The sequence below is a fragment of the Rhodococcus sp. BP-261 genome, from assembly GCF_019835205.1.
GTDB classification, from domain to species: domain Bacteria; phylum Actinomycetota; class Actinomycetes; order Mycobacteriales; family Mycobacteriaceae; genus Rhodococcoides; species Rhodococcoides kyotonensis_B.
The window spans coordinates 1-19,800 of the sequence record NZ_JABUCO010000027.1; the positions used below are offsets into that span (position 1 = coordinate 1).

The window sequence follows — 19,800 nt, forward strand, 5'->3', positions numbered from 1 at the left end:
ACGACACCCCCTCCGCCTCCGCATCGGACACATACCACTCCGGCACCGACGGCACCTCCGACGACCAATCAACGCCCCCACCAACAGCATTCACCGAAACCGCCCCCATCGACTCGTCCCCCACGACTATGAGCCACACCATAGCCGCACCCACCGACAAGATGTAGAACACCAGTTCGAGTGACCGTAACCAGCAGCGCCACAATCGGTTACGGATTCAACTGTCGGAACACTGCCCATGCGTTTCGGACGCCCCCAGAAAACACGAACGGCGGCAACCACCGAAGTGGTTGCCGCCGTTCGCAGAAGAGCTTGATCAGAAGTTGATCATGTGTCCCGCGAGACCGTGGATCGCTTCCTGCAGAGCCTCCGACAACGTCGGGTGCGTGTGGACGTTGCGCGCCAACTCGTTGACCGTCAGGTCCCACTTCTGCGCCAACGTGAGCTCGGGCAGCAACTCGGAGACATCGGGACCGATGAGGTGTCCGCCGATCAGCTCGCCGTACTGGTTGTCCGAGATCAGCTTGACGAAGCCGGTGGCGTCACCGAGTCCGTGTGCCTTGCCGTTCGCGGCGAACGGGAAGTTCGCGACCTTGATGTCACGACCCTCGGCGCGAGCCTGTTCCTCGGTCAGACCGAAGCTGGCGACCTGCGGCTGGCAGAACGTCGCGCGCGGCATCATGCGGTAATCGTCGATCGGCAGCGTCTCGGCTCCACCGATCGTCTCCGCTGCGACGACGCCCTGCGCCTCCGCGACATGCGCGAGCTGCAGCTTGGCCGTCACGTCGCCGATGGCGTAGATGTGCGGCACGTTGGTCTGCATGGTCGAGGTGATGCCGATGGCACCGCGGTCGGTCAACGCGACGCCGGTGTTCTCGAGACCGTAACCCTCCACGCGCGGCGCGAAGCCGACGGACTGCATGACCTTGTCGACGGTGACGGTCTCGACGTCACCGGACTTGTTGTTCTTGATCGACACGGTCACCTTGGAGCCGTCGTCGTCGATCGACTGCACGGCAGCGCCGGTCATCACCTTCACGCCGAGCTTCTTGTACTGCTTCTCGATTTCCTTCGAGACGTCGGCGTCCTCGTTGGGGAGCGCGCGATCGAGAAACTCGACGATGGTGACGTCGACTCCGTAGTTCTTCAGGACGTAGCCGAACTCCATGCCGATGGCGCCCGCACCGACGATGAGGATCGATCCGGGCAGGTCCCGGGTCATGATCTGCTCTTCGTAGGTGACGACGTTCTTGCTCAGCTCGGTGCCGGGCAGCAGCTTGGTGGTGCTACCGGTGGCGATGATCGCGTTGTCGAACGTGACCGTCTCCGTGCCGCCCTTGCTGAGCTCGACCTCGATCGTGTTGGCGTCGGTGAACTTACCGAGGCCGTCGTACTCGGGGATCTTGTTCTTCTTCATCAAGAAGTGGATGCCCTTGACGCGTCCCTCGGCCACCTTGCGGCTGCGGTCGAATGCGGCACCGAAGTCGAAGCTCGCCTCTCCCGAGATACCGAAGAGCTTGGCCTCTTTGGTGAAGAGGTGCGCCAGCTCGGCGTTACGGAGAAGAGCCTTCGACGGGATGCAGCCGACGTTCAGGCACACACCACCCCAGTACTTCTTCTCGATGATGGCGGTGCTCAGGCCCAGTTGTGCCGCGCGGATAGCAGCGACGTACCCACCGGGGCCGGCTCCGAGGACAACGACGTCATAGTGTGAGGTCACGAGTCCCCAGGGTAGTCCCGTCGCGTATCACTGTCTCGAGATGGTCCCGTTACTCACGGGTAGCCCCCACGACCTCATACCGACATTCCACCTTTGACGATCAACACCACCGACACCGTACCGAGCACCACGGAGATGATCGTCGAACTGTGCTTGACAAGCCATTCCCGCCAGGACCGTTGCATCGCTTCGGCTTTCGCGCCTGCCATCGCGAGCACGACCAGCGGTGCGACGACTCCGAGCGTCGCGACCAGCACCCAGAGGACGGCGGCACCGACCGCTTCGGGTCCGTGCAGTTCGAGCAGCGTCAACTCCGCGACCGCCACGGTCACCAGCGCGTAGTTCGGCACCCACAACCCGAGCAGGAACGCCGCGACGACGCCGACGCGGTCGAGCCCGCTGAGCCATTTCGGTGTCGTCGGTTCGTGTCGTCGCCGACGAATCCAGAACACGAGTACGAACAGCGCAAGCAGGATCCCGACGACCAGTTCGATCCATGCCACGAGATGTCCGGTGGACTTCGCTCGCGGACCGGGAGGCAGCAACGTCGCGGCGAGAATCATGACGACGGCCAAGGCGAGAACGTAACCGGCCGCATACGCGGCGACTTTCACCGGGCCGCGATCGGTGGCCGCGAGAAGGAACGCGGGCACGAGGGACCACGGCCACACCATGACGACCAGACCCACGAGTGCGAACGTCAGCGCATGGCCCGTCATCTTCGGAGACAGTACCCGCGCAGGTAGAAATGACGCATGAGCAACACCGAAGACCCGTACCTGTGGCTCGAGAAGGTCACCGACGACGCGGCCCTGGACTGGGTGCGCACCCGCAACGCGGCAACCACCGAGTTCATGAAGAGCGACGAGTTCGACGCCATCCAGGCGCGCGTTCGCGAAATCCTCGACACGGACGCCCGCATTCCGTACGCGCGTCGCCGCGGCGACTACCTCTACAACTTCTGGCGCGACGCGACCCACGTGCGCGGGCTGTGGCGTCGGACCACGATGGAGGAGTACCGCAAGGACTCCCCCGAATGGGACGTCCTGCTCGACCTCGATGCCGTCGCCGACGCCGAAGGCGAGAACTGGGTCTGGAGCGGCGCACAGGTTCTGCGCCCGGACCAGAAGATCGCGCTGGTGACGCTGTCCCGCGGCGGCGCCGACGCGACCGTCGTGCGTGAATTCGACCTGGAGACAAGGACTTTCCGCAATGCGGACGACGGCGGCTTCTACGTCGCCGAAGCGAAGACCGACATCGGTTACATCGATTCCGACGCCGTCTACATCGGTACCGATTTCGGCGACGGCTCGCTCACCGACTCCGGCTACCCGCGGATCGCGAAGCGGTGGCAGCGCGGCACCGAACTGTCCGAGGCGACGACCGTGTTCGAGGGCAAGCCGTCGGACATCTCGATCTCTGCATGGCACGACCGGACTCCCGGATTCGAACGCGACTTCGTCCAGCGCGCCACCGACTTCTACAACGCCGAGCTCTATGTGCTGGAGAGCGACGAACTCGTCCTCGTCGACGTGCCGACGGACGCGACGGCGTCGGTCCACAAGGATTGGCTGCTCGTGCGCACGATGACGGACTGGACCGTCGGCGGCACGACGTACCCGGCCGGCGCGCTGCTCGCCACGAACTTCGACGCGTTCGTGCGCGGTGAGCGTGATCTGACGGTCCTGTTCGCGCCGGACGAGCACCGCTCGCTGCATCAGTGGGCGTGGACCGAGAATCACCTGCTTGTCGTCACGCTGTTCGACGTCGCCACCGAGGTACGGGTCTACACACCGGGCGACGACGGCTGGAGCGACCGACCGATGACCGGTCTGCCCGAGCTGACGTCGATCGAGATCGTCGGCACGGATTCGGAGGAGAACGGCGACGAGTTCTTCCTGTCGTCGAGCGGCTACCTCACGCCCGCGACGCTGCTGTACGGCACGGTCGGGGGAGAAATCGAGGCGCTGAAGCAGGCGCCGTCGTTCTTCGACACCACCGGTTTGGCCGTCGCCCAGCATTTCGCGACGTCCGACGACGGCACGAAAATTCCATACTTCGTCGTGCGCCGCGACAATGCAGAGCCAGGACCTACCCTGCTCTACGGCTACGGCGGCTTCGAGATCTCGATGACGCCGTCGTACAGCGGCGCGACGGGCCTCGCATGGCTGGAACGAGGCGGCACGTACGTCGTCGCCAATATCCGCGGTGGCGGTGAGTACGGCCCCGAGTGGCACACACAGGTCCTGCGCGCCGGTCGGCACAAGGTCCACGAGGACTTCGCGGCTGTCGCCCGGGATCTCGTCGAACGTGGCATCACGACGCATCGGCAGCTCGGCGCCCAGGGCGGCAGCAACGGCGGTCTGCTGATGGGCATCATGCTGACGAAGTACCCCGAGCTGTTCGGAGCCATCGTCTGCCAGGTGCCGCTACTGGACATGAAGCGCTACCACCTGCTGCTGGCCGGAGCCTCGTGGGTGGCCGAGTACGGCAACCCCGACGATCCCGACGAGTGGGCGTTCATCTCCGAATACTCGCCCTACCAGAACGTCGTCGGACCCGCGGACAAGGAATATCCGCCGATCCTGATCGCGACGTCGACGCGGGACGACCGGGTCCATCCCGGCCACGCCCGCAAGATGGCCGCACGCCTCGAAGAGCTGGGCCAGGACGTTCGCTACTTCGAGAACATCGAGGGCGGCCACGGCGGTGCCGCAGACAACGCCCAGATGGCGTTCAAGACGACACTCGCGTTTCAGTTCCTGTGGACGACCCTCAACGCTTGAACCACTCGACCACCTCGGCGACGACCGAGCCCGGCTGACGGATCCATTCGATATGACCACGCGGTGACTCCAGATGCCGTGTGGTGATATCGGCGCGCGGAAACTTCTGCAGCAGGTTGTCCATGGAACTCCGGGGGGCCATGTCGTCGCCGGCCAGCGTGACGGCGAGGATCGGCAGCTTCAGCCTGCCGATCCTCTCCTCGTAGTCGATGTCGGCGCCCGACGGCTCGATCCTGCCGGTGCGTGCGAATCGCGACCAGTCGTCGATCAACACCTTCGACTGACGGCCGAAACCGCCGATGTCGATACGATCCCCTGGCCAGAAACCCGCGATGCTGCTGGTCAGCGACATGGCCGCCGCACCGACGAACAGCGAAGCACCTCGCGCGACGCCGAAACCGCGGTGGTACGGCGATCCCGATGCCACCAGGATCAACCCGCCGAGGCGGCCACGGATGCGCGACGCGTACAGCGACGCGAGTTGACCGCCCATGCTGTGGCCGAGCGCGTACGGCGTCGCGTCGGGAAATCGCTCCCGGACCACTTCGAAGACCGCGGGGAAGTCGACCGAGACGAGTTCCTGATAGCCGTACCTGCTGGCGCTGCTGGGCTTGGGCCTACTGTCACCCTGGCCACGCAGATCGGCGAGCGCGACGTGCATGCCCTCGTCCGCCAGCCGCTCGGCGAACAGCTGGTAGTAGCCGGCCGGGATACCGAGACCCGGCAGCACGACGACGACGGGAACATCCCACTTGGGAGGGACAGCGGACTCGAACAGCCTTACCGGGACGACGTCGCCGCCGGGCATCTGAATCGGAACGGTCTCCACGACCGCCAAGACTAAGGCCTACACGAACGAACGTCGGCCGGGGCCAACCTGTGCGGTTGGCCCCGGCCGACGTAGGAGGCTTGAAGCAGACGTTGACTCAGCCCGCTGGCGTCTCGGGTGCCTCTGCGCTGCCGGAGAACAGCAATGCGAGCAGGGCGAGCAGGCCGGAGGTGTCGAGTTCGCTGGACATGAAATGAGCTCCTTCTATTCGAGGGTTCTATTCCGATGGAGTGACGATCACGAAACAATCACTGCCACTTACGTTTCTATCAAGCGAATCGAAACTCCGCCAGGGGCTCGGCGATAAAAGTCCAAAAGCAGCAAAGCGTCGACCAAACCAGAATACAGCTTTTACAAAAGCGAACGAGGCGCCGCGACTCGAGTGAGTCGCGGCGCCTCGTTCGAACCTGGCCGGAGCCCTATCAGGCAGCGCTGCCCGAGGTCAGAGCACCGACGATCTGGTCGACGATTGCGTCGACGATTCCGTCGTAGACGCCGGAAACGATGTCACCAAGGAAGGTTGCTGCGGAACCCATGAATTACTCCTCCAGTTGAACTGCTCGGCCGCCACGTCACGACCCGCCTCCTTCTTACCTCATATGCATCGACGAGGTAACAGCGGGACCATGAAATCGGGAAATAAACCTGATTTGCCGACATTTCGACGACGGATTCGCGGCGACCGGTTAGGAGAGGATCATTCTCCGATCACGTCACGCGCACGTCCGACCAACAACGGGTCTGTTTCTCCGACGACTTCCTGATCCTTGTTTGCGTAATCGAACTTGTTCAGAACGAAGCGCATCGCGTTGAGCCGGGCGCGCTTCTTGTCGTTGCTCTTCACGATGGTCCAGGGCGCGACGTCGGTATCGGTGGCACGGAAGTTCTCCTCCTTCGCCGCCGTGTAGGCATCCCACTTGTCCAGCGAGGCCAGGTCCATCGGCGACAGCTTCCACTGCCGGACCGGGTCGACCTGACGGATGGCGAAGCGCGTGCGCTGCTCGAGCTGGGACACCGAGAACCAGAACTTGGTGAGGCTGATCCCGTCGTCGACGAGCATTTGTTCGAAGAGCGGCGCCTGCCGAACGAATCGCGCGTGCTGGTCTTCGTCGCAGAATCCCATCACACGCTCGACGCCTGCGCGGTTGTACCAGGAGCGGTCGAACATGACTATCTCGCCGGCAGCGGGGAGGTGCTGAATGTAGCGCTGGAAGTACCACTCCGTGGACTCGCGCGCCGACGGCTTCTCCAGCGCGACGACGCGTGCGCCGCGCGGGTTCATGTGTTCCATGAAGCGCTTGATGGTGCCGCCTTTGCCTGCGGCGTCGCGGCCTTCGAACACGATGACGTGGCGTCGGCCGGTCTCTTTCGTCCACATCTGGAGCTTGAGCAGTTCGATCTGAAGCAACCGCTTCTGCATTTCGTACTCGGCGCGGGACATGCGCTCGTCGTAGGGATATCCCTCGCGCCAGGTGTCGACGACTCGCCCGTCGGGGACCGTCAGCAGGATGGGATCGTCGTCGTCGCTGTCGTCGACGACGAAACCGCTGGTATCCGTGAGGTCCACGGCTGCGTCGAGATTGCCGACCGAGCTGAAATCGTGAGTCATGGGCCGAAAGCTAGCCCCCGGCGGCAACAAGATGGTGACAAGAAGGTGAACTCGGTCGTGCGCCCTCTGCGGTTTCGTCGGTCACGCAGAAGGCGCACGGAGAGCAACTACGAGCTGGATCCGGCGCTTCCGGTTCCGTCTCCGAGGAGGCCGCTGAGGATAGCGCCCAGGCCTGCGCCTGCAGCAGCGTCGTCGCCCGTGCCGCCGAGAATTCCGCCGAGCACTGCGCCGAGGAGGGTTCCGAGCATGAGAAAAGTCCTTTCGAGGGGTGATGAGCAGTCGAACGAGCACACACTATCCGGCGAAACCCGCTGTGTCCTAGCTGGTTTCGAAAAAAGGCCGTACGGGTGTTTCGGGCCGGATTCCATGCTTACGGTCGGTGAAGACTTCGGGGTCGAGATGGGGGAAATTCCCGATGTGCCGGGAGGTCTCCGCCGAGCAGACTCTTTCTCATGACATACACCAACGCCCCGAAAGAGTTCGTCCGCTCCGATTCGCAGAAGATGGTCGCCGGTGTCTGCGGCGGCGTCGCCGAGTACTTCGGCATCGACGTCAATCTCGTTCGCGTCCTGACGGTGATCGGCGCCTTCGTGTCCTTCGGCACCGTCGCCCTCGTCTACCTCGCGGCCTGGATGCTCATGCCCGAGCGATCCTGAGGTGTAGGCGGGCGTACTGCTGGGCGCCCCGGGATGGATGCCGTTAACCTACCGATCATCATGATTCAGCCAGCAGTGACGATTCGCGCCTTCGGGCCGATCCGTGCGGACGTCGACGGGCGGCCCGTCTCGTTGGGCAGCCGCGGCCAGCGCACCGTGCTCACGCGCCTCGTACTGGCGCGTCGGCGCGTCGTCAGCACGGACCTGTTGATCGAGGATCTGTGGGCGGGCGATCCGCCGCCGAGGGCGCTCGGTGCGCTGCAGGTGCACGTCTCGAATCTGCGGCGCGTGCTCGAACCGAACCGTCCACCGCGCTCGCCCGCGACCGTGCTGATCAGCGCGCCTCCGGGATACGCGCTGACCCTGCCCGACGAGGCCGTCGACGTCTGGCAGTTCGAGCATCTCGTCGACCGGACCGACCGCTACACCGACGCGTTGGCTCTGTGGACCGACGGCCCGTACCGGGAGGTTTCCGACGCCGCATGGGCCGCGTCGGAAGTCACCCGGCTCGAGGATCTCCGTCGCACCGCGGTCGAACGCCGAGCCGCCGACATGATCGCCCGCGGCAACCACGCTGCCGTCGTCAGCGATCTCGAATCCGTGATCGCCCTCGCGCCCGACCGCGAGGAATCCGTCCGACTCCTCGCCCTCGCGCTCTACCGCGGCGGCAGGCAATCCGACGCGCTCGCCGTGCTCCGGCGTTCCCGCGACTATCTGGCCGACGAGTTCGGGATCGATCCCGACCCGACACTTCGCACCCTGGAATCGGACATCCTGGCGCACAGCGTGGACGAGGTGCAGGTCGAGGAGGTTCACGCCGTCGTCGCGCCGGTCGTTCCCGCTGAACGCTCGACCGCGCAGGCCGATCCTGAGGTCGCCAACGGTCGACCGGACGATCTCGCGGCGCTCGTCGCGGCAGCAGACACGGCGGCCGCGTCGGGACTCGGGATCGCGTGGATCGGCGGCGAGGCAGGCGAGGGCAAGAGCACGTTGGCGTCGATGCTGAGTGCCGAACTGCGGCAACGACAGTGGAACATCGGGTGGGGTCGCTGCCCCGAGGTCGACGGCGCCCCTCCCGGGTGGGCGTGGAGCGAGGTCCTGCAGTCGCTCGCGAACGTCGCGGGCATGGACGACGACGTCCGCGACAAGCTGGCCCCGATCCTTCCACGATCATCGGAAATCGATACAGCACAACCATTCTGGCTCGGCAAATGGGTTGCGGACTACCTCTGCCGGCTCGCCGAGTCGTCGCCCATCCTCGTGGTCCTCGACGACGTCCACCGCGGCGACGCGTTGACGCTCTCGGTGCTGCGGCAACTCGCGACGGACGCACGCGGGGCGCACATCCTGGTCGTCGCAACGTTCCGATCGTCGGAAATCACCGAGGATCTCACGTCCGCGTGGGCGACGCTGCTCGACGTGCCGAGCACACGACTCGAACTCGCGGGCTTGCCGCCGGATCGAATGGCCGCCGTCGCAGCTGATTTCGGTCTTGTCGATCCGAGTCCGGACACACTGGCACTGCTCGCGACGCGCACCGAAGGCAACCCGCTGTTCCTGCGCGAGCTCGTCCGCCTCATCGTGTCCGAAGGCGCGCCTGCCGCGCGCGAAGCGATCCCGACCGGTATCGGAGAAGTACTGCGCCGCAGACTTTCCCGACTTCCCGAGCACACGGTCACCACCCTGCGACGGCTGTCCGTCCTCGGCCGCGAATCCGACCTCGACACGCTGCTCGAGATGACCAAGGCCGACGAAGACCAACTGCTCGACGATCTCGAACCCGCGGTGCTTGCAGGCTTGTTGACCGAACGAGCTGCCGACCGACTGCAGTTCACCCACGCGCTCGTCCGCGACACGCTGTACCTCGACCTGCCCAAGTTGCGACGCAGGCGACTGCACGCGCAGGCGTATGCGGTGCTGCGCGATCGCGCGCCCGAGGACCTCGCACTCCTCGCGCATCACGCCGCACTCGGCGCGACCTCGACGACAGCCATCGAGTCGACGCACGTGATCGCCGCCGCCGCGCACCGAGCGGAGTCTCTGTCGTCGCACAAAGATGCTCTCGCCCTGTGGAATTCCGCACTGGAGACGCTCGATCTCGACCCGATGGCACCGGCCACCGAACGACTCGCCCTGCTGATCAGGGTCGTCGCATCGCTCGCACGGGCGGCGAACACCCGGGAAGCACGGGTGCGTCGGCAGGAGGCGATCGACATCGCGTGGGCACTCGACGACCGTCGCGCGCTGCTCGACGCCGTGACGTCGTGGCGCGCACCCGTCATCTGGCACATCCGCGAAGGCATCGCCGACGAGGGAATTCTGCGCCACGTGAACGCGCTCCTCGCCGATCCCGATGTGGGAGAAGCCGATCGGACTCGTCTCCTGGTCACGTCGGTGTTCGAGATCGAGGGTCTCGACTCCGCGACCGCAAGCAAACAGGCCGTCGACGCGGTCGCACTGGCCGAGCGGCTGGGGGACCCCGAACTGCTGTGCCTGGCCTTGAATGCGTTCGGCTACATTGCATTCGGACCCGATCACGACGACGAACGCGTCGCACGTGCCGAGCAGCTGCTCGCCGTCGCCACCGACATCGGTTCGGCCGAATACCAAGCGCTCGCCCACTTCCAGCTGTTCCTCGCGTGCAACGCCGTCGTCGACCTCGAAGGGGCCCGGTCGCACGTGCGTGACGCCATCCAACTCGCCAGTGGTGCTGCACTGACGCAGTTGCTCGGCGTGTTGACGATCTTCGGTGGCCTCGTCGATGTGCTCGCCGGTCGATACGGCGTCGCCGCCGCCCGCTACGAAGCCGTCGCCGACTACATGGACGAGCAGGGCACGTCGCACGGATTCGAGATCCGCTACATCGGACGCCTGGCGACCGCCATCGCGACCGACTCGTACGACGGCATCCTCGACGACTTCCCGACGCTCGACGGCGACCTCCCCGTCCGGATTCACAACCCGTGGGTGCTGGCGCTGGCACGCAGCGGCAACATGAGCCGTGCACGAGAGATCTGGGCTCGAACCGAGCCGTACCAGCGGGACTACTACTGGCGCGGGATGACGGCCGTGCGAGCGCTCGCTGCCGCCGCCCTGGGCGACATCGACGTGTGCCGCGAGTGCTACGACGAATTGCTGCCGTTCGCAGGCACCTTCGCGGGCGTCGACAGCGGGTCCCTGTACTGCGGTGCCGTCGACTCTGCACTCGCCGCCACCGCCGACGTTCTCGGGATGCACGACGCGGCCGCCGACCATCGCGCCGCCGCCGAGCGTCTCGTTGCGTCGACGAAGGATCTACTGGCCGATCCTCAGTGGATGGACGCTCGCTGATCGCTGTTCATCCGAACGGGTGAATTTGCGCTTTTCCGCTGGTCCGGCCCGGCGTCGACCCCGATGATCGACTCGGTCCAAGAGTTCTCCAAGTCGACTGCAATCCCCCGGTGGTCAGCTGTGCTCACACCACACCAGCCCAGAGAAGGACGAGCGAACACGATGACCACCACCGAATCCAACGCCGTACCCACCGAACTGAACCTCGCGACCCGCGGCCTCGTGCTGGAGCCCGGCTCGGCCGACTACGTCGTCGAGGTATCCGGCTTCAACGTCGCCGTCGACCACCAACCGGCCGCGGTCCTCGTCGCAGCCGATGCCGACGACGTCGCCGCAGCAGTGCGCGTCGCCGCGCGGGCCGGGATGAAGATCGCGGTCAAGTGCACCGGCCACAGCGCCGTTGCCGCAGGTCCGGACACGATTCTGATCAGCACCCGCGCGCTCGAGACGCTGACGATCGACCACCACGGGCGAACCGCCACGATCGGCGCGGGCGTCGTCTGGCAGCAGGTTCTCGACGCGGCCGCGCCCTACGGCCTCGCCGGACTCGCCGGCTCCTCGACGACCGTCGGCGCCGTCGGATACACCCTCGGAGGCGGACTCAGCCCGATCGCTCGGACATACGGTTTCGCCGCAGATCACGTCCGCAGCATCGAGGTCGTCACCGCCGACGGAGTCGTGCGCCGAGCGGACGAGCACCAGAACGCCGACCTGTTCTGGGCGTTGCGCGGCGGGGGTGCCGCGTTCGGCATCGTGACCGAGATCGTCGTCGACCTGTTCCCGATTCAGACCGTCCTCGGCGGCGGGATCTTCTTCGACATTGCCGACGCGCGTGCCGTCGTCCAGGCGTGGCGGTCGTGGGTTCCGACGCTCCCCGATTCCGTGACGACGTCCGTCGCCGTCCTGCATCTGCCACCCGTCCCGGAACTGCCGGAACCGTTGCGCGGCCGGACCGTCCTGCATCTGCGGTATGCGCACGTCAGCTCGACCGAGGACGGGTACGCGCTGCTGGCCCCGATGCGAGGCGTCGCTCAGCCGGTCATGGACACCGTCGGCGAGATCCCGTTCGCTGCGATCGCCGCCGTGCACATGGACCCGACCGATCCGATGCCCGCGATGGAACGCGGGCTGCTGCTGACCGAACTCACCGACGACGCGGCCGAAGTCTTCCTCGGCGCAGCCGAACTACCGCTCGCCGTCGCCGAACTGCGTGCGATGGGCGGTGCGCTGGGTCGTCGGCCGGCGAGTGCGAATGCCGTCGCCGGACGCGACGCCGCGTTCAACCTGTTCGCCGTCGGCGTCCTCGTCCCGCCGATCGCCGACGCCGTCCCCGCCGCTCTCGACGGGTTCGTCGATCGGTTCGAGCCGTGGACCTGCGGCGCATTCGTCAACATGGCAGGTGCAGCCACCGGCGTCCCGGCCGACCGGGTGCGCAGCGCATGGTCCGCCGACACCCGGGACCGTCTGGAGTCGATCCGAGCCGAGGTCGATCCGCAGGGAGTCTTCTCGGCGGCCTCGCGCTGGTAGGGCGGCTACGCCGCCCGTGCGCGGAACGTTGGCCCAGGGTGCAACTTTCCGCGTACGGGTGCGTCAGCGCACCAGCCACCCACACGGCGACGCCAGGTCGTCCGCGCTGTCGGGGCCCATCGTCCCGGGAGCGTAGTTCTCGACGCGCGGCGGGTTGTCCAGCAGCGGCGCCGCGACCTTCCAGACCTGCGCGAGACCGTCGGGACGGGTGAACAACGACCGGTCGCCGTTCAGCACGTCCAGGATGAGACGCGAGTACGGCGACAGTGGTTCCGCGTCGGGAACGCATTTGAGCGGCAACGACAGATGCCCGACCGACAGGTCGAAGTCCGGGCCCGGTTCCTTCACCGTCATCGACATGTCGATCGCTCCGTTGCCGGACAGGTCGAACGACAGGACGGTGCCGTCGTCGGGGATCCCGGTCAGCGGGCTGTTCGGGGGCTTACGGAACACCAGCGACACACGTTGTGCACTGACACCCAACATCTTTCCGGTGCGGAGCAGGAACGGCACGCCGCGCCAGCGATCGGTGTCGACCCACAGCTTGGCCGCGACGAACGTGTCGACGGTGGAATCGTCCGCGACGCCCTCGACGTCGCGATAGCCGTCGTACTGGCCGAGGACGACCTCCGAGGTGTCGATCGGCCGGAACGACCCGATCACGCTCTCGCGCGCCGATTGAAGATCCTCGGCACTCATCGACGCGGGCGGCTCTATCGCGACCTCCGCTGCGACCTGGAACAGATGCGTCACCAGCATGTCCAGCACGGCGCCGGTCTCGTCGTAGAACTCGGCGCGATCGTCGATGTTCAGCGTCTCGGGGACGTCGATCTGCACCTGCTCGACATGCCGGGAATTCCAGATGCCGTCGACCATGCCGTTCGCGAACCGCAGAACGTGCAGATTCTGCGTCGCTTCCTTACCGAGGAAGTGGTCGATCCGGTAGACCTGCTTCTCGTCGAGCACGCCGTGGACGACCTTGTCGAGCTCCTCGAAATTCTTCTGCGACGTCCCGAACGGCTTCTCGTAGACGACGCGCGCGCCCTCGGCCAGGCCGTGCGCGCCGAGCGCCTTCGTGTAGTCCTCGAACGTGGTCGGGGGCAGGGCGATGTAATGCACCAGCTGGGCGTCGTCGCCGACGTCCTTGCGGGCGGCCTCGATCACGTCGGGCAGCGCGCCCGGATCGTCGACGGTGAATCCTTTGCCTGCGAACCGAATTCGTTCGGAGAACGCATCCCAGTGATCGGTGCCGGACCCGAACTCGTCCAACGCGTCGTGCACGTGGTCGCGGAACTCCTCGTCGGACGTGTCGTGCCGGCCGTTGCCGATCAGCACCCATTTCTCGGGAAGCAGGCCCCCGGCATGCAGCTCGTAGAACGACGGCAGCACCATCCGCTTGGCAAGGTCACCGGTCGCACCGAACAGGACGAAGATCGTGGGTTGCACAGACGCCATGTGGTCCATCATGCACCCGTCGGCGAAAACGTGGTTACAGTCGGGCCGATGGAAAGATCACGGTTTCACGGGGAAATCTACGGGGTAGGTACCGAATCCGGTGTGCGGATCGTCGTCGGCCACTGGACGGATTCGCCACTGGGAGAGTTCACGGACATCATGGTCGAGTTTCCCGACGGCCGCAGACTTCTCCTGGCACCGTCGGACGCCGTGCGCGAATTCGTCACGTCCACCTACACGTTCGACGACACACTCATCACGCCGGTGACGTTCGGACCGGAGATCACGGCCGGGCCCTTGACGCTGCGCGTGGTTGTCGGTGGCGTCACGCCCCTCGGACGATTGTTGCGCGTGATCCCGTCGACGGTGTCGACGGCACCGTGGTTCTGCGCCCTGACCGACCCGATCGCCCGCGTCGTTCTGCGTGGTGTGCGTACCCGCGGCAGCGCAGGCAACGGTCGACGCGAGTACTACGGTGCCCGCGATCAACACCGCATCACCGCGGCATCCGCGTCGTGGGACGGAGAGGACCTGGGCGCACTGACGCCCGTCGATCCTCCCGTCACCTTCGGCTTCGGCAGCACACCCACCTCGCCGTCCGTCACCACCATCACGACGACGATCGACTCCTAGGCGAGTTCCACCCCTGCCGCGGCCAATTCCTCCAAAGAGGCCTTCGAGGACTGGGCGGCCACCCCCGCCACGTACTCGGTCAGCACGCGCACCGACAGCCCCGCCTCGATCGCGTCGAGCGCCGACGCCCGCACGCAGTAGTCCGTCGCGATGCCCACGACGTCGATGTCGGAGACCTCGTTCTGCTTCAGAATGTCCGTCAGCGACGTACCGTTCTCGGCCACACCCTCGAACGCGGAATACGACGGCTTCCCCTGCCCCTTGAACACGTGAAAGTCCACCGACCCCGTGGACAGATCGGGGTGGTACTCGGCGCCTTCCGTACCCGCGACACAGTGCACCGGCCAAGTCGTCGTGAAGTTCGGGGCCTCGTCCGTCGCGAAGTGTCCCCCGTTGTCGCTGTCGGCGTCGTGCCAGTCGCGCGAAGCCACGATGACGTCGTACTCGTCGCCTTCCCGGGCGAGGAGCGTGCTCACCTTTCGGGCGACGTGCGCACCGCCGTCGACACCGAGCGCGCTGCCCTCGGTGAAATCGTTCTGAACGTCGACGATCAACAAAGCTCGAGTCATGGTGTCCAGTATCCCCGCGGACGGAGAGGGGTGCATGGTGCTCCCCAACTCCACGAAATCCGCGGGATCCCGCATATTTCCTGGAATCAGGGAGCGTTATACCCGGGTAGCGATCTGCGCCGCCAGCAGTACCCGCGCCTGACCGGCCCGGAGCACCGGCGAGAACACGGCACCCGCGTCGACGAGGTCTGCCCCGCCTCCCCCGCCGCCGTAGCTCGGCTCGATCTCGCCGACGGGCACGCGCGTGGTCACGACGACCGGAACACCCTCGGCCGTACAGGCTTTCACCGCCGCGACCACATCCGCATTCGTGTTCCCCGAGCCGAGTGCCTGCAGCACGATGCCCTGGGTGCCCGCGGCGCGGTACGCGTCGATCGCCACCGCGTCGACACCCGGGTAGAGCGCGACGATGTCGACGCGGACGCCGGCAATCGCACTGCGCGGCAGCACGGTTCGGGGTTCGGCCGAACTGGCGAACGCGTCGAGCTCGGACGTGTGGCACTTCCACAACCCCCGCGCAGGCAGCGTGCGTCCGCCGAACACCACGAGAACCCCACGGCCTCGGTTCGCCGAATCCGTCACAGCACGCACAGCTGCATCGACATTCGCCGGCCCGTCGGGGTCGGAATGATCGGATGTACGCTGAGCCCCGGTGAACACGACCGGGCGAGGGTCGTCGTGGAACAGATCAACGAGAAGCGAGCTCTCCTCCATGGTGTCCGTGCCGTGCAGAACGACGACGCCGTCGCACTCCGTGTCCTCCAGCGCCTCGGCAACCGCGTCGACGATGCGGTCCATGTCCGCGAAGTCGAAACTCGAGCTGTCCTTGGACATCAGGTCGACGACCTTCACCTCGGCGGCGAGGTCGAACCGCGCTGCGCCGGGGCGGCTGACGCCGTTCTCGTCACGGCTGCTGGCGATCGTGCCACCCGTGGTCAGGAGGGCGATGTAAGACAAGCGGTCATACCTCTCGATCTTCTGCAAGTGTGCGAATCCGATTGCGGCACAGGAACCAGCCGGCAACGAAAAGAGGTGCGATGAACAGGATGGACGCGATGGTCCACGTGCCCACCGGCTTGTCGAACGCCATCAGAATCAGCACGGCGAGCAGGAAGCCCAGTGTTGCGATGCCCGTGTAGGGCGCACCGAACATGCGGAACTTCGGCCGCTCCAGAGTCCCGCGGCGCGCGAGCCACCACAGTTTCAGCTGGCACATGACGATGACACCCCACGCGCTGATGATACCGAGAGCAGCCAAGTTCAAGACGATCTCGAACGCCTGCGCAGGCACGGCCGCGTTCAGTCCGACGCCGGCGAGCGCGACGAGTGCCGTCAACGCGATGCCGCCGTACGGCACACCTGCCTTGTTCATTCGTGCGGCGAACTTCGGCGCCGACCCGGCGACCGCCATCGAATGCAGAATGCGGCCCGTCGAATACAGTCCGGCGTTCAGCGAGGACAGCGCCGCCGTGAGGACGACGAGGTTCATGATCGCGTCGGCACCCTGCACGTCGATCGCACCGAAGAACGTGACGAAGGGACTCTCCCCCGCGTGATATGCGGTGTAGGGCAACAGAAGCGACAGCAACAGAACCGATCCGACGTAGAACACGAGAATGCGCACGATGACCGTGTTGATGGCCTTCGGGATGACCTTCTCCGGCTCGGCCGTCTCACCTGCTGCGGTTCCGACCAATTCGATCGACGCGTACGCGAACACGACACCCTGGATGACGACGATCGCAGGAAGCAACCCGTTGGGAATCAATCCACCGTTGTCGGTGATGACGCTCAGGCCGGGTGACTGCCCGTCGATCGGCGTTCCGAACAGCACGTAGTACACACCGACGGCCAAGAACGTCACCAGGGCAATGACTTTGACCAGTGCGAACCAGAATTCGAGCTCACCGAACACCTTGACCGACACCAGGTTCAAGCCGAGCACGAGCACCAGCCCGATCAGCGCGAACACCCACTGATCGACGTGTCCGAGCGGTGCCCAGTACTTCTTGAAGAAGTTCATGTACAGCGCGACGGCGGTGACGTCGACGACCGCTGTCATCGCCCAGTTCATCCAGTACAGCCAGCCGGCCGCGAACGCCATCTTCTCACCGAAGAATTCGCGTGCGTACGACACGAAGCTGCCCGACGACGGCCTGTGCATGACGAGTTCGCCGAGCGCCCGCAGGATCAGGAACGCGAAGAATCCACACAGGGCGTACACGAGGACCAGCGCGGGGCCTGCATCGTGCAGGCGTCCACCGGCGCCCATGAACAGACCGGTGCCGATGGCGCCACCGATCGCGATCATCTGAATCTGGCGTGGTGCCAGCGACTTTCGATAACCGAGATCTTCCTCGACTATCGGTCTCGTGTTGTCGACGGTCATGGGTCCTACCTTGTCGAGGTTGCTGGGGCGTCGGCGTGCTCGGTCGGCACGACGCGGAGGTTGGCGAGATGTTCGGGGCTGAGCAGGCGATCGAGTTCGTCGCGGGCGAGCAGTTTCTTCTCGAGCACGAGGTCGACGACATTGCGCCCGGTCAGCAGGGCTTCCTTGGCGATTGCCGTCGACTCGACGTACCCGAGGTACGGGCTGAGTGCGGTCACGAGTCCGATGGAGTTCTCGACGCGGTCACGCAGCAGGTCGGCGTTGGCGGTGATGCCGTCGACGCATCGCGTGGCGACGGTGCGGCACGCCGCACCGAGGTGGGCCATGCCCTCCGACAACGACTTCACGATGATCGGCTCGAATGCGTTGAGCTGCAACTGTCCTGCCTCGGCGGCCATCGTGATGGTGACGTCGTGACCGATCACCTCGTAGGCGACCTGATTGAGAACCTCCGGGATCACCGGGTTCACCTTGCCGGGCATGATCGACGAACCGGCTTGCATCGCAGGAAGATTGATCTCGTTGAGCCCGGCGCGCGGACCCGACGACAGCAGACGCAGGTCGTTGCAGATCTTCGACAGCTTCACCGCGACGCGCTTCAGCACGCCGGACAGGTGCACGAACTGGCCGACGTCCTGCGTCGCCTCGATCAGATCGGTCGCCGTGACGAGCGGAAGCCCGGTCTTGCGTCGCAGATGCTCGCAGGCCGACGCCGTGTATCCGACGGGCGCGTTCAGCCCGGTTCCGATGGCCGTCGCACCGAGGTTGATCTCGCCGACGAGCAGCGCGGCTTCCTCCAGCCGCGAGCAGTCCTCGTCGATCATGATCGCGTAGGTGCCGAACTCCTGGCCGAGCGTCATCGGTACTGCGTCCTGCAGCTGCGTCCGTCCCATCTTCACGACGGTGGCGAACTCGACGGCCTTGCGCTGGAACGCGTCGCGCAGGAAATTCAGCGACTCGATCAGTTCGTGGACCGCGTAGATGGTCGCGATGTTGACGGCCGTCGGATAGACGTCGTTGGTGGACTGACTGGCGTTGACGTGCTCGTTCGGGTGCAGATGGGAGTAGTCGCCGCGGGCATACCCGAGGATTTCGAGGGCGCGGTTGGCGATCACCTCGTTGGCGTTCATGTTGGTCGACGTGCCCGCGCCGCCCTGGATGACGTCGACGACGAACTGCTCGTGCAGCTTGCCGTCGAGAATTTCCTGGCACGCCTGACGGATGGCATTGCCGCGAGTGGCGTCGAGGATGCCGAGTTCTTCGTTGGCGGCCGCCGCTGCCCATTTGACGGCAGCGAGACCCCGGATGAGGTGGCCGTTCGTGTTGATGGCGCGCCCGGTGATCGCGAAGTTCTCCAGCGCTCGCAGGGTGTGGATGCCCCAGTAGCTCTCGTCGGGTATCTCGCGCTCGCCGAGAAGGTCCTTCTCGACACGGGTGACCGCCACTGCATGCTCCTTGGTTTGTCCGGCTGTCCGGCTGTCTGACAGGTTAGAGTGTGAACCAAGCCACGCAACGCGTCAACCCAGGTTCTATGGTCATTCCGGAGGCTCCACTCCCGCCGTTTGACTCCCGATCAGCGAGAAGGGGACTATTCAGACATGAGCCTGTCGGACAGCTGGGCGGTCAGTCAGCCGACCGCAACGAGGATGAGCGCCGCCGAAGCAGTGTTCGCAGATCTGCGCGACGCCATCGTGTCGGGCCAACTCGAGATCGGCGACAAACTCCCCGCCGAATCCGCACTGGCCGCGCGCCACGGCGTCAGCCGGTCGGTCATCCGTGAGGCGCTGCGATCCTGCACCGCACTCGGATTGACCGAAACCAAAACGGGCAGAGGCACTTTCGTCGTACGCGACCGTGTCACCGGAGACCTCGACATCGGCAACTACGAAGCACGGGAACTCATGGAGGCTCGGCCGCACGTCGAGATTCCGTCCGCGGGCTGGGCCGCCGAAAGGCGTACCGACGAGGACCTGCAGATCCTCACCGACCTGACCGACCGCATGCGGCGCGAGGACAACCACCAGGCCTGGGTCTCGCTAGACGGCCAATTTCACACCGCCATCGCCCGCGCAGGGAAGAACCGCGTCTTCGAGGCCATCATCGTCGACATCCGCGGCGCGCTGACCCGGCAGTCCGAGACTCTCAACCTCGTTGCCCGACGGCGGGAGATGTCCAACATCGAGCACGACGCCATCGTCGCCGGCATCCGTTCCGGCAACTACCAGGAGGCAGCCGACGCCATGGCCGCGCATCTCGACGCCGTTCGGGGAGCGGTCCAATCGCTGGGCTCCTAGGTC

General features: G+C 65.5%; 16 protein-coding genes. 6 read left to right on the top strand and 10 right to left on the bottom strand.

Going from position 1 to position 19,800, the window contains the following annotated elements; all coding sequences use genetic code 11:
* Window positions 1-316: 316 nt before the first annotated feature.
* The gene (gene lpdA, locus HQ354_RS21815; protein WP_068422197.1) at window positions 317-1,720 is read right to left on the bottom strand and encodes a dihydrolipoyl dehydrogenase; all 1,404 of its coding nucleotides are present in this window, start codon (window positions 1,718-1,720) and stop codon (window positions 317-319) included.
* A 74-nt stretch (window positions 1,721-1,794) separates the two neighbouring features.
* Window positions 1,795-2,439: a GAP family protein gene (locus HQ354_RS21820; protein ID WP_222635583.1), complete on the bottom strand. Its 645-nt coding sequence runs from the start codon at window positions 2,437-2,439 to the stop codon at window positions 1,795-1,797.
* 36 nt (window positions 2,440-2,475) lie between these two features.
* Between HQ354_RS21820 and HQ354_RS21825 the strand changes: the two genes are divergently transcribed.
* Window positions 2,476-4,506 carry a prolyl oligopeptidase family protein gene (locus HQ354_RS21825; RefSeq protein WP_222635582.1) on the top strand — a complete coding sequence of 677 codons (2,031 nt, stop codon included), beginning with the start codon at window positions 2,476-2,478 and terminating at the stop codon, window positions 4,504-4,506.
* Here the strand turns inward: HQ354_RS21825 and HQ354_RS21830 are convergent.
* From HQ354_RS21830 to HQ354_RS21840, 3 genes are all read right to left on the bottom strand, one after another.
* Window positions 4,496-5,335 (bottom strand): alpha/beta fold hydrolase, encoded by an 840-nt coding sequence (locus tag HQ354_RS21830; protein ID WP_068422314.1) that lies wholly within the window; start codon window positions 5,333-5,335, stop codon window positions 4,496-4,498. The genes HQ354_RS21825 and HQ354_RS21830 overlap by 11 nt on opposite strands.
* Window positions 5,336-6,032: 697 nt before the next feature.
* Entirely contained in the window at window positions 6,033-6,944 is a 912-nt protein-coding gene (gene ppk2 / locus HQ354_RS21835) for a polyphosphate kinase 2 (RefSeq protein ID WP_068422188.1), read from the bottom strand.
* A gap of 107 nt (window positions 6,945-7,051) precedes the next feature.
* Complete coding sequence (locus HQ354_RS21840) at window positions 7,052-7,192, bottom strand: hypothetical protein (protein ID WP_167678528.1); 141 nt, start codon at window positions 7,190-7,192, stop codon at window positions 7,052-7,054.
* Between the two features lie 204 nt (window positions 7,193-7,396).
* Here HQ354_RS21840 and HQ354_RS21845 point away from each other — a divergent pair, with 204 nt between their 5' ends.
* The 3 genes from HQ354_RS21845 (at window position 7,397) to HQ354_RS21855 (ending at window position 12,457) form a co-directional block, all read left to right on the top strand.
* The gene (locus tag HQ354_RS21845; RefSeq protein ID WP_068422182.1) at window positions 7,397-7,600 is read left to right on the top strand and encodes a PspC domain-containing protein; all 204 of its coding nucleotides are present in this window, start codon (window positions 7,397-7,399) and stop codon (window positions 7,598-7,600) included.
* A gap of 60 nt (window positions 7,601-7,660) precedes the next feature.
* Window positions 7,661-10,930, top strand: a complete 3,270-nt coding sequence (locus tag HQ354_RS21850) for a BTAD domain-containing putative transcriptional regulator (protein WP_222635581.1) — start codon at window positions 7,661-7,663, stop codon at window positions 10,928-10,930.
* Between the two features lie 162 nt (window positions 10,931-11,092).
* Window positions 11,093-12,457: an FAD-binding oxidoreductase gene (locus tag HQ354_RS21855; RefSeq protein ID WP_222635580.1), complete on the top strand. Its 1,365-nt coding sequence runs from the start codon at window positions 11,093-11,095 to the stop codon at window positions 12,455-12,457.
* Between the two features lie 63 nt (window positions 12,458-12,520).
* Here the strand turns inward: HQ354_RS21855 and HQ354_RS21860 are convergent, their stop codons facing one another.
* Window positions 12,521-13,912, bottom strand: a complete 1,392-nt coding sequence (locus tag HQ354_RS21860) for a glucose-6-phosphate dehydrogenase (NADP(+)) (protein ID WP_374107353.1) — start codon at window positions 13,910-13,912, stop codon at window positions 12,521-12,523.
* A 48-nt stretch (window positions 13,913-13,960) separates the two neighbouring features.
* Between HQ354_RS21860 and HQ354_RS21865 the strand changes: the two genes are divergently transcribed.
* Window positions 13,961-14,545 (top strand): hypothetical protein, encoded by a 585-nt coding sequence (locus HQ354_RS21865; protein WP_068422308.1) that lies wholly within the window; start codon window positions 13,961-13,963, stop codon window positions 14,543-14,545.
* On the opposite strand, the gene HQ354_RS21870 is transcribed toward HQ354_RS21865, so the two are convergent.
* From HQ354_RS21870 to aspA, 4 genes are all read right to left on the bottom strand, one after another.
* On the bottom strand, window positions 14,542-15,114 hold the full coding sequence (locus HQ354_RS21870; RefSeq protein ID WP_222635578.1) for an isochorismatase family protein: 573 nt from the start codon (window positions 15,112-15,114) through the stop codon (window positions 14,542-14,544). The genes HQ354_RS21865 and HQ354_RS21870 overlap by 4 nt on opposite strands.
* A 96-nt stretch (window positions 15,115-15,210) precedes the next feature.
* The gene (locus HQ354_RS21875) at window positions 15,211-16,071 is read right to left on the bottom strand and encodes an asparaginase (RefSeq protein ID WP_084423562.1); all 861 of its coding nucleotides are present in this window, start codon (window positions 16,069-16,071) and stop codon (window positions 15,211-15,213) included.
* 4 nt (window positions 16,072-16,075) lie between these two features.
* Complete coding sequence (locus HQ354_RS21880; RefSeq protein ID WP_222635577.1) at window positions 16,076-17,503, bottom strand: amino acid permease; 1,428 nt, start codon at window positions 17,501-17,503, stop codon at window positions 16,076-16,078.
* Window positions 17,504-17,508: 5 nt separating this feature from the next.
* Window positions 17,509-18,948 (bottom strand): aspartate ammonia-lyase, encoded by a 1,440-nt coding sequence (gene aspA / locus HQ354_RS21885; RefSeq protein WP_222635576.1) that lies wholly within the window; start codon window positions 18,946-18,948, stop codon window positions 17,509-17,511.
* Window positions 18,949-19,101: 153 nt separating this feature from the next.
* Between aspA and HQ354_RS21890 the strand changes: the two genes are divergently transcribed.
* Entirely contained in the window at window positions 19,102-19,797 is a 696-nt protein-coding gene (locus HQ354_RS21890) for a FadR/GntR family transcriptional regulator (RefSeq protein WP_068422168.1), read from the top strand.
* The last annotated feature ends 3 nt before the right edge of the window (window positions 19,798-19,800 follow it).

Coding starts and splice junctions, on each gene's coding strand:
- HQ354_RS21820 (WP_222635583.1), bottom strand. CDS start 2,439: ATGACGGGCCATGCGCTGACGTTCGCACTCGTGGGTCTGGTCGTCATG.
- HQ354_RS21825 (WP_222635582.1), top strand. CDS start 2,476: ATGAGCAACACCGAAGACCCGTACCTGTGGCTCGAGAAGGTCACCGAC.
- ppk2 (WP_068422188.1), bottom strand. CDS start 6,944: ATGACTCACGATTTCAGCTCGGTCGGCAATCTCGACGCAGCCGTGGAC.
- HQ354_RS21840 (WP_167678528.1), bottom strand. CDS start 7,192: ATGCTCGGAACCCTCCTCGGCGCAGTGCTCGGCGGAATTCTCGGCGGC.
- HQ354_RS21845 (WP_068422182.1), top strand. CDS start 7,397: ATGACATACACCAACGCCCCGAAAGAGTTCGTCCGCTCCGATTCGCAG.
- HQ354_RS21850 (WP_222635581.1), top strand. CDS start 7,661: ATGATTCAGCCAGCAGTGACGATTCGCGCCTTCGGGCCGATCCGTGCG.
- HQ354_RS21855 (WP_222635580.1), top strand. CDS start 11,093: ATGACCACCACCGAATCCAACGCCGTACCCACCGAACTGAACCTCGCG.
- HQ354_RS21860 (WP_374107353.1), bottom strand. CDS start 13,912: ATGGCGTCTGTGCAACCCACGATCTTCGTCCTGTTCGGTGCGACCGGT.
- HQ354_RS21865 (WP_068422308.1), top strand. CDS start 13,961: ATGGAAAGATCACGGTTTCACGGGGAAATCTACGGGGTAGGTACCGAA.
- HQ354_RS21870 (WP_222635578.1), bottom strand. CDS start 15,114: ATGACTCGAGCTTTGTTGATCGTCGACGTTCAGAACGATTTCACCGAG.
- HQ354_RS21880 (WP_222635577.1), bottom strand. CDS start 17,503: ATGACCGTCGACAACACGAGACCGATAGTCGAGGAAGATCTCGGTTAT.
- HQ354_RS21890 (WP_068422168.1), top strand. CDS start 19,102: ATGAGCCTGTCGGACAGCTGGGCGGTCAGTCAGCCGACCGCAACGAGG.